Source organism: Paenibacillus forsythiae T98 (genome assembly GCF_000520735.1).
In the GTDB taxonomy this organism is placed as follows: domain Bacteria; phylum Bacillota; class Bacilli; order Paenibacillales; family Paenibacillaceae; genus Paenibacillus_AQ; species Paenibacillus_AQ forsythiae.
This window is the reverse complement of the sequence record NZ_ASSC01000268.1, coordinates 1-5,347: the sequence shown is the minus strand read 5'-3', so window position 1 is coordinate 5,347 and position 5,347 is coordinate 1. Positions and strand designations below refer to the sequence as shown.

The following is a 5,347-nucleotide window of genomic DNA, read 5'->3' as shown; positions in this document are numbered from 1 at the left end:
ACCGCGAAGCGGCCGGCCATGGAGCCGGTATTCTCGCGGTACAAAAAGCCGCTGACCATAACCTCTCTGCCCTTGAAATCCTGCTTGTACCTGTCGAGCGTGCCCACTGTTTCCGAGAAGATCTGGGGATATATAGGAATGATTGGCTGAGCATACAGCTTTCGAGCCAGGGCGGCGAATTCTGCGGCGAACGGGTCATCCGTCCGGAACCGGGCCGATTCCCTGGGAACGGCCGAGGCATAGTTTAACGATATTCCCTTGTGGGCGGCGGCGGCGCTTCCGAGCGCGCGGTCCGGCAGAGCGAATCCGAGCAGCAGGGGAAGCAGAAAGACGCTATACAGCGCGGCGCTGCCCGCCCGTGAACGCGGAAGCGGATGGCAGCAGCCGCATATGGCGCTTGCTCCGCCGAATAGGGCCTGAACAGCCAGGCTGAGCGCCATGAATGAGAGTGGAACCGGACAGAGCCTGATCCAGACTGCGAGCTTTGGCGTAACATAATAGTGGAGCGCATCATGCCGCGCCAGGTGCTCGATGTAGACGGCGAATGCCAGCAGAACGGCCGCCCGGAACAAGTAATGGCGCTTGATGCTGCCGGAATGATACATTATACGTCTCCTCCCGCAAGTGTAACAAGTGTAATAAGAAACCCCCGCACCGCATTCACCAGACTTACAGCCATCCCGACAGCAGAATCGCCCCGGTAAATACAGTAGAGGCTATCAGAAAGAACAGGTACACCGCAAATCTTGTCTTAAACAGCGACATCAGCATCAAGGCATTCTTGAAATCGAGCATCGGGCCGAGGACCATAAATGCCAGCAGCGACCCGGCCGGGAAGGAATGTGCAAATGACGAGGCCACGAAGGCGTCGGAGGTGGAGCAGAGCGACAGGATAAAGGCGAAGCCCATCATGAACAGATAGGAGCCAAGCGGTCTGCCGCCGATGGAAGCAAGGCTGCTCTGCACGACGAAGGTCTGGATGAGGGAGGTAAGCAGGCAGCCGAATATCAGATATTTTCCCATATCAAAAAAATCATCCGCAGCATGCGTGAACACGGCGGCGAGCTTGCCGCCGACAAAGGGTTCATGGCGCTGCGCCTCATCGCCCCGCTGCATTGAGAGGCGCAGCGGCGAGCGCTTGACGGTGGCATAGACAATGAGACCGATGATAAGCGAGACGGCGAGGGCCAGGCCCATCCGGGCGTAAGCCAGGCCGGGATGGGTGCGGAAGGCGGCCAGGGTGGCGCTGAAGACGATCGGATTCAGGATAGGCCCCGACAGGATGAACGCAATCCCGACATGCAGCGGCATTCCTTTGCGGAGCAGCCGCCGGACGAGCGGAATCATTCCGCATTCGCAGATGGGGAAGACAACGCCCAGAAGACACGCGAACAGCAGCGCCGGGAGCGCCCGCCGCGGAATCCAACGGGTAATCGCTTCATCGGGGACGAAGACTCCGATGACCGAGGACAGCAGCGCGCCGGCCAGTACGAAAGGAAGAGCCTCCAGCAGAATGCCTATAAAGCCCGTTTTGAACGTATAGAGATAAGCGCTGTCCAGCAGCTCCCGCCGCTGGGGCAGCCACAGGACGACCGGGATGATCAGAAAAGCCGCGGGCAATAGCAGCGGCAGCATTTTAAGGGGCGAAAAGACGGTCATGCGGCTTCCCTCTTTCTGTCAGCGGAACAGGGCGGACCAGCGCTCGGCCAACTGCTCCCCGTTGATATTCGTGCCGATGAATACGAGATAAGGCGAACCGGGATAGCGGGAATCCTCCCATGTGGTCCTTGAACCGGCATGCTGCACCAGCTGCACCGGCTGTCCGCCGGGGAGCGGCACATGTCCCTTGGCGCGCAGCAGCCTGTCCGCCCACTCGCGGAAGAACTGTTCAAGCACCGCCTTCGGCAGCGTTTGGCCTTGGGGAAAAGCAAGCGTTACGGCGTCCACCTGCGAGAACGAAGCGGCGTGCTCCCCGGGCGCGTCAATTGACCTGGCTTCGCTTCGCCCGGCCGCCGTCTTCCGGAGGGCGCCTCCTTTGAAGCTCAGCGGCGCCCGCCCCGGCAGCGGCTTCGCCTCCTTCGGGACAATGCCGTCCAGCAGCGGCTGCGCCTGAATCCGGCTGTAGGCCGTGAATTCAATCTCCGCATTGGCGTTCCGTTTGCGGATCAGCTGCTCAATCCTGGATAGAGTGTCCCGCGCGACGAGATCGCTTTTGTTCACAATAATGAGATTTGCGGAAGCCAATTGGCTGCGCAGTGTGCGCACAAGCTGTTTGTCCGCAGCCAGCCGGCTGTTATACTCAAGCACATGTTCGGCATCGACCAGCGTCACAAGAGCCTGCGACGACAGCCGCGCCGCCCAATAAGGCTCATGCAGAGACCGGACAATTTCATCGGGGTCGGCTACGCCGGTAAGCTCGATGAATATCACGTCGGGATGCCGCTGGATCAGCAGCTCCAGACTGTCTCCGAGTTCTTCCCTGCGGCTGCAGCACACGCACCCGTCCAGCAGCTTCTCAACCGCCGCCCCGGTCTGCTCCTCCAGGATATAGCCGTCCACATCCTGTTCGCCAAGCTCGTTCATCAGCACTCCCGGCTTTAGTCCGCGCGCGTAGCTCTCTTTAAGCAGGGACAGCAGCAGGGTTGTCTTGCCGCTTCCCAGAAATCCGCTTAAGGTGATTACCGGTATTCTCATTTTCTCTCCTCCGATTCTCCGATTCTCGGAACTCTCCATAAAGATTGCTATAATCCCAATTCTATCTATACGTGTCCGGCAGCCTATAAAGACCGATTTTCTTGCGTTCGTTTAATTCAGGCGCTTGCATTTTACATACGGGATAGTTGACATAAGAGAATTAAAGTGATTTAATCGTAATTATTACGATTAAAGGAGTCGAGTTCATGAAAAAAATACCCGTTACCGTGCTTAGCGGTTATCTCGGTTCAGGCAAAACGACGCTGCTCAATCATATCCTGCACAACCGGGACGGCCTGAAGGTGGCTGTCATCGTCAACGATATGAGCGAAGTGAATGTGGATGCCAATCTGGTTAAATCGGGAAATACGCTGTCGCGGACCGAAGAGAAGCTGGTGGAAATGTCCAACGGCTGTATCTGCTGCACGCTGCGCGACGATCTGCTGCTTGAGGTGAAGAAGCTGGCGCAGGAGGACCGGTTCGACTATATTCTGATCGAATCCTCGGGAATCAGCGAGCCGGTTCCGGTCGCGCAGACGTTCACGTATGCGAGTCCCGAACTGGATGTCGATCTGACGGAGCTGGCCCGGCTGGACACCCTGGTAACCGTCGTGGACGCGAACCGGTTCTGGCACGACTTCGGCTCGGGCGACAGCCTGCTTGACCGCAATCAGGGAATGGGCGAGGGCGATTCCCGCGATATCGTCGATCTCTTGATCGACCAGATTGAGACCTGCGACGTGCTGCTGCTGAACAAATGCGATCTGGTGGCGGAAGACGAGCTGAACAAGCTGGAAGCGGTTCTCCGCAAGCTTCAGCCTGCGGCCAAGATCATCCGGACAGTCAAGGGCGTCGTCGATCCGAAGGAAATTCTGAATACCGGCTTGTTCGATTTTGAGCGAACGAGCATGTCCTCGGGATGGATCGCCGAGCTGAACAAGGACAGCCATGCGCCGGAGACGGAGGAATACGGCATCGCTTCCTTCGTGTACCGTCGAAGAAGACCTGTGCATCCGCAGCGTCTGAGCTTCTTCTTCAGCAACTGGCCGGCTGAGGTGGTGCGCGCCAAGGGCTTCGTCTGGATGGGGACGCGTGGCGACATTGCGGCTTCGTTAAGCCAGGCAGGGCCTTCTATCCAGTTCGGACCTGCCGGTTACTGGCTGGCATCGCTGCCCGGGCCGCAGCGGCTTGAGATACTCGAAAGCGAGCCGGAGCTCAAGGAGAAATGGGACGAGCAGTGGGGGGACCGGATGACGGAGATCGTGTTCATTGGAATGGATATGAACCGCGCCGATATCGAAGCGAGGCTGGATCGCTGCCTGCTGACCGACGAGGAGATGAAGCAGGATTGGAGCAAGTTCAACAATCCGCTCCCGTGGCCGTCCGAGGAGGAGCTAATGCCTGCGGGCGATTAAGCGGAAATGAGAGGAAGCGGGGTTGGTTATGATTTTGACATCCATGCGCAATGTCGTGTTCGGTTATGGAAATGAACCTGTGATTCATAACCTCTCGCTCGATATCCATACCGGACAGTTCGTCGGTATTACCGGTCCGAATGGCGCGGCCAAGACCACACTTCTAAAGCTGATGCTCGGCCTGCTGAAGCCATGGAGCGGCACGGTCGCGCTGTACAGGGAAGCGGATGGCAGAAGGCCTGTTATCGGCTATGTTCCCCAGCAGGTCGCTTCCTTTAATAACGGATTTCCGAGCAAGGTGATTGAGCTTGTGCGTTCGGGCTGTTATTCGCGGCTTGGCCTGTTCCGCCGCTTCTCGGCGGAGCAGGAAGCTATAGTGGAACGCAGCCTGAGACAAGTGAATATGTGGGAATTCCGAAATCGCAGAATCGGAGAGCTGTCGGGCGGACAGAAGCAGCGCATCTGTATCGCAAGGGCTCTGGCTCAGGAGCCGCGGGTGCTCGTACTGGACGAACCGGCCTCCGGCATGGATCTGGAGAGCCGTACCGGTCTTTACCGGTTGATGCGGCACTACGTAAGCAGCCATGACCGGACGGTCATTATGGTTACGCACGGCTTGGAGGAGAGCCGTTCTTACCTGGATACGTTGATCAGCCTGGAACGAAAGGAGAGCGGGGACTGGAAATGTTTGATTACGAATTCATGCAGCGCGCATTTTGGGCAGGAGGCTTGATCGGTATTATCGGCCCGCTGCTTGGAGTGTATTTAATGCTTCGGCGGCAGGTGCTGATGGCGGACACCCTCTCCCATGTATCGCTTGCAGGCGTGGCGCTGGGTTCGGTGCTTAAGCTGAACCCTGCACTCAGCGGCTTCATGGCGGCTGTGATAGGGGGGCTTGTCATTGAGCGCCTTCGCCGCCTGTACCGTACATACAGCGAACTTCCAGTCGCTATCATTATGACCTCCGGCCTTGCGTTGGCGGTTGTGCTGATGAGCATGAAGCAGAATTTAAGCAAAAGCTTCAGCTCCTATCTGTTCGGTTCGATCGTTGCCGTAAGCGACACCCAGCTCCGAATCATAGAGATTGTCGCTGCGGCAGGGCTGATCTTCTTCATTGTGCTGCGCAGACCGCTGTACAGCCTGACCTTTGAGGAAGAAACCGCCCGGATCGGCGGCGTGAATGTTGGTCTTCTGTCCTTCTCCTTCGCTGTGCTTACCGGCATGACAGTCGCCGCATC

General features: G+C 57.8%; 6 protein-coding genes. 3 read left to right on the top strand and 3 right to left on the bottom strand.

Features of this window, described 5'->3' with window-relative positions; translation table 11 throughout:
* The 3 genes from L692_RS0109050 to L692_RS0109040 all read right to left on the bottom strand — a co-directional run.
* A partial coding sequence (locus L692_RS0109050; protein ID WP_025699154.1) for a DUF1980 domain-containing protein occupies positions 1-605 on the bottom strand: 605 nt, incomplete at its 3' end.
* A 64-nt stretch (positions 606-669) separates the two neighbouring features.
* A complete protein-coding gene (locus L692_RS0109045; RefSeq protein ID WP_025699152.1) occupies positions 670-1,659 on the bottom strand; it encodes a permease in 990 nt (329 codons plus the stop codon).
* A gap of 18 nt (positions 1,660-1,677) precedes the next feature.
* Positions 1,678-2,694 (bottom strand): CobW family GTP-binding protein, encoded by a 1,017-nt coding sequence (locus tag L692_RS0109040; RefSeq protein ID WP_025699150.1) that lies wholly within the window; start codon positions 2,692-2,694, stop codon positions 1,678-1,680.
* A gap of 206 nt (positions 2,695-2,900) precedes the next feature.
* Here L692_RS0109040 and L692_RS0109035 point away from each other — a divergent pair, with 206 nt between their 5' ends.
* From L692_RS0109035 to L692_RS0109025, 3 genes are all read left to right on the top strand, one after another.
* Positions 2,901-4,109 carry a GTP-binding protein gene (locus L692_RS0109035; RefSeq protein ID WP_025699148.1) on the top strand — a complete coding sequence of 403 codons (1,209 nt, stop codon included), beginning with the start codon at positions 2,901-2,903 and terminating at the stop codon, positions 4,107-4,109.
* Positions 4,110-4,137: 28 nt separating this feature from the next.
* Positions 4,138-4,842, top strand: a complete 705-nt coding sequence (locus tag L692_RS28200) for a metal ABC transporter ATP-binding protein (RefSeq protein ID WP_036722893.1) — start codon at positions 4,138-4,140, stop codon at positions 4,840-4,842.
* Positions 4,788-5,347 (top strand): metal ABC transporter permease (locus L692_RS0109025; protein ID WP_025699146.1); only part of this gene is annotated, 560 nt, incomplete at its 3' end. The genes L692_RS28200 and L692_RS0109025, both read left to right, overlap by 55 nt.

What these genes read in the sequence shown, in the direction of transcription:
- L692_RS0109040 (WP_025699150.1), bottom strand. Translation starts at nt 2,694, where the DNA reads ATGAGAATACCGGTAATCACCTTAAGCGGATTTCTGGGAAGCGGCAAG.
- L692_RS28200 (WP_036722893.1), top strand. Translation starts at nt 4,138, where the DNA reads ATGATTTTGACATCCATGCGCAATGTCGTGTTCGGTTATGGAAATGAA.
- L692_RS0109035 (WP_025699148.1), top strand. Translation starts at nt 2,901, where the DNA reads ATGAAAAAAATACCCGTTACCGTGCTTAGCGGTTATCTCGGTTCAGGC.
- L692_RS0109045 (WP_025699152.1), bottom strand. Translation starts at nt 1,659, where the DNA reads ATGACCGTCTTTTCGCCCCTTAAAATGCTGCCGCTGCTATTGCCCGCG.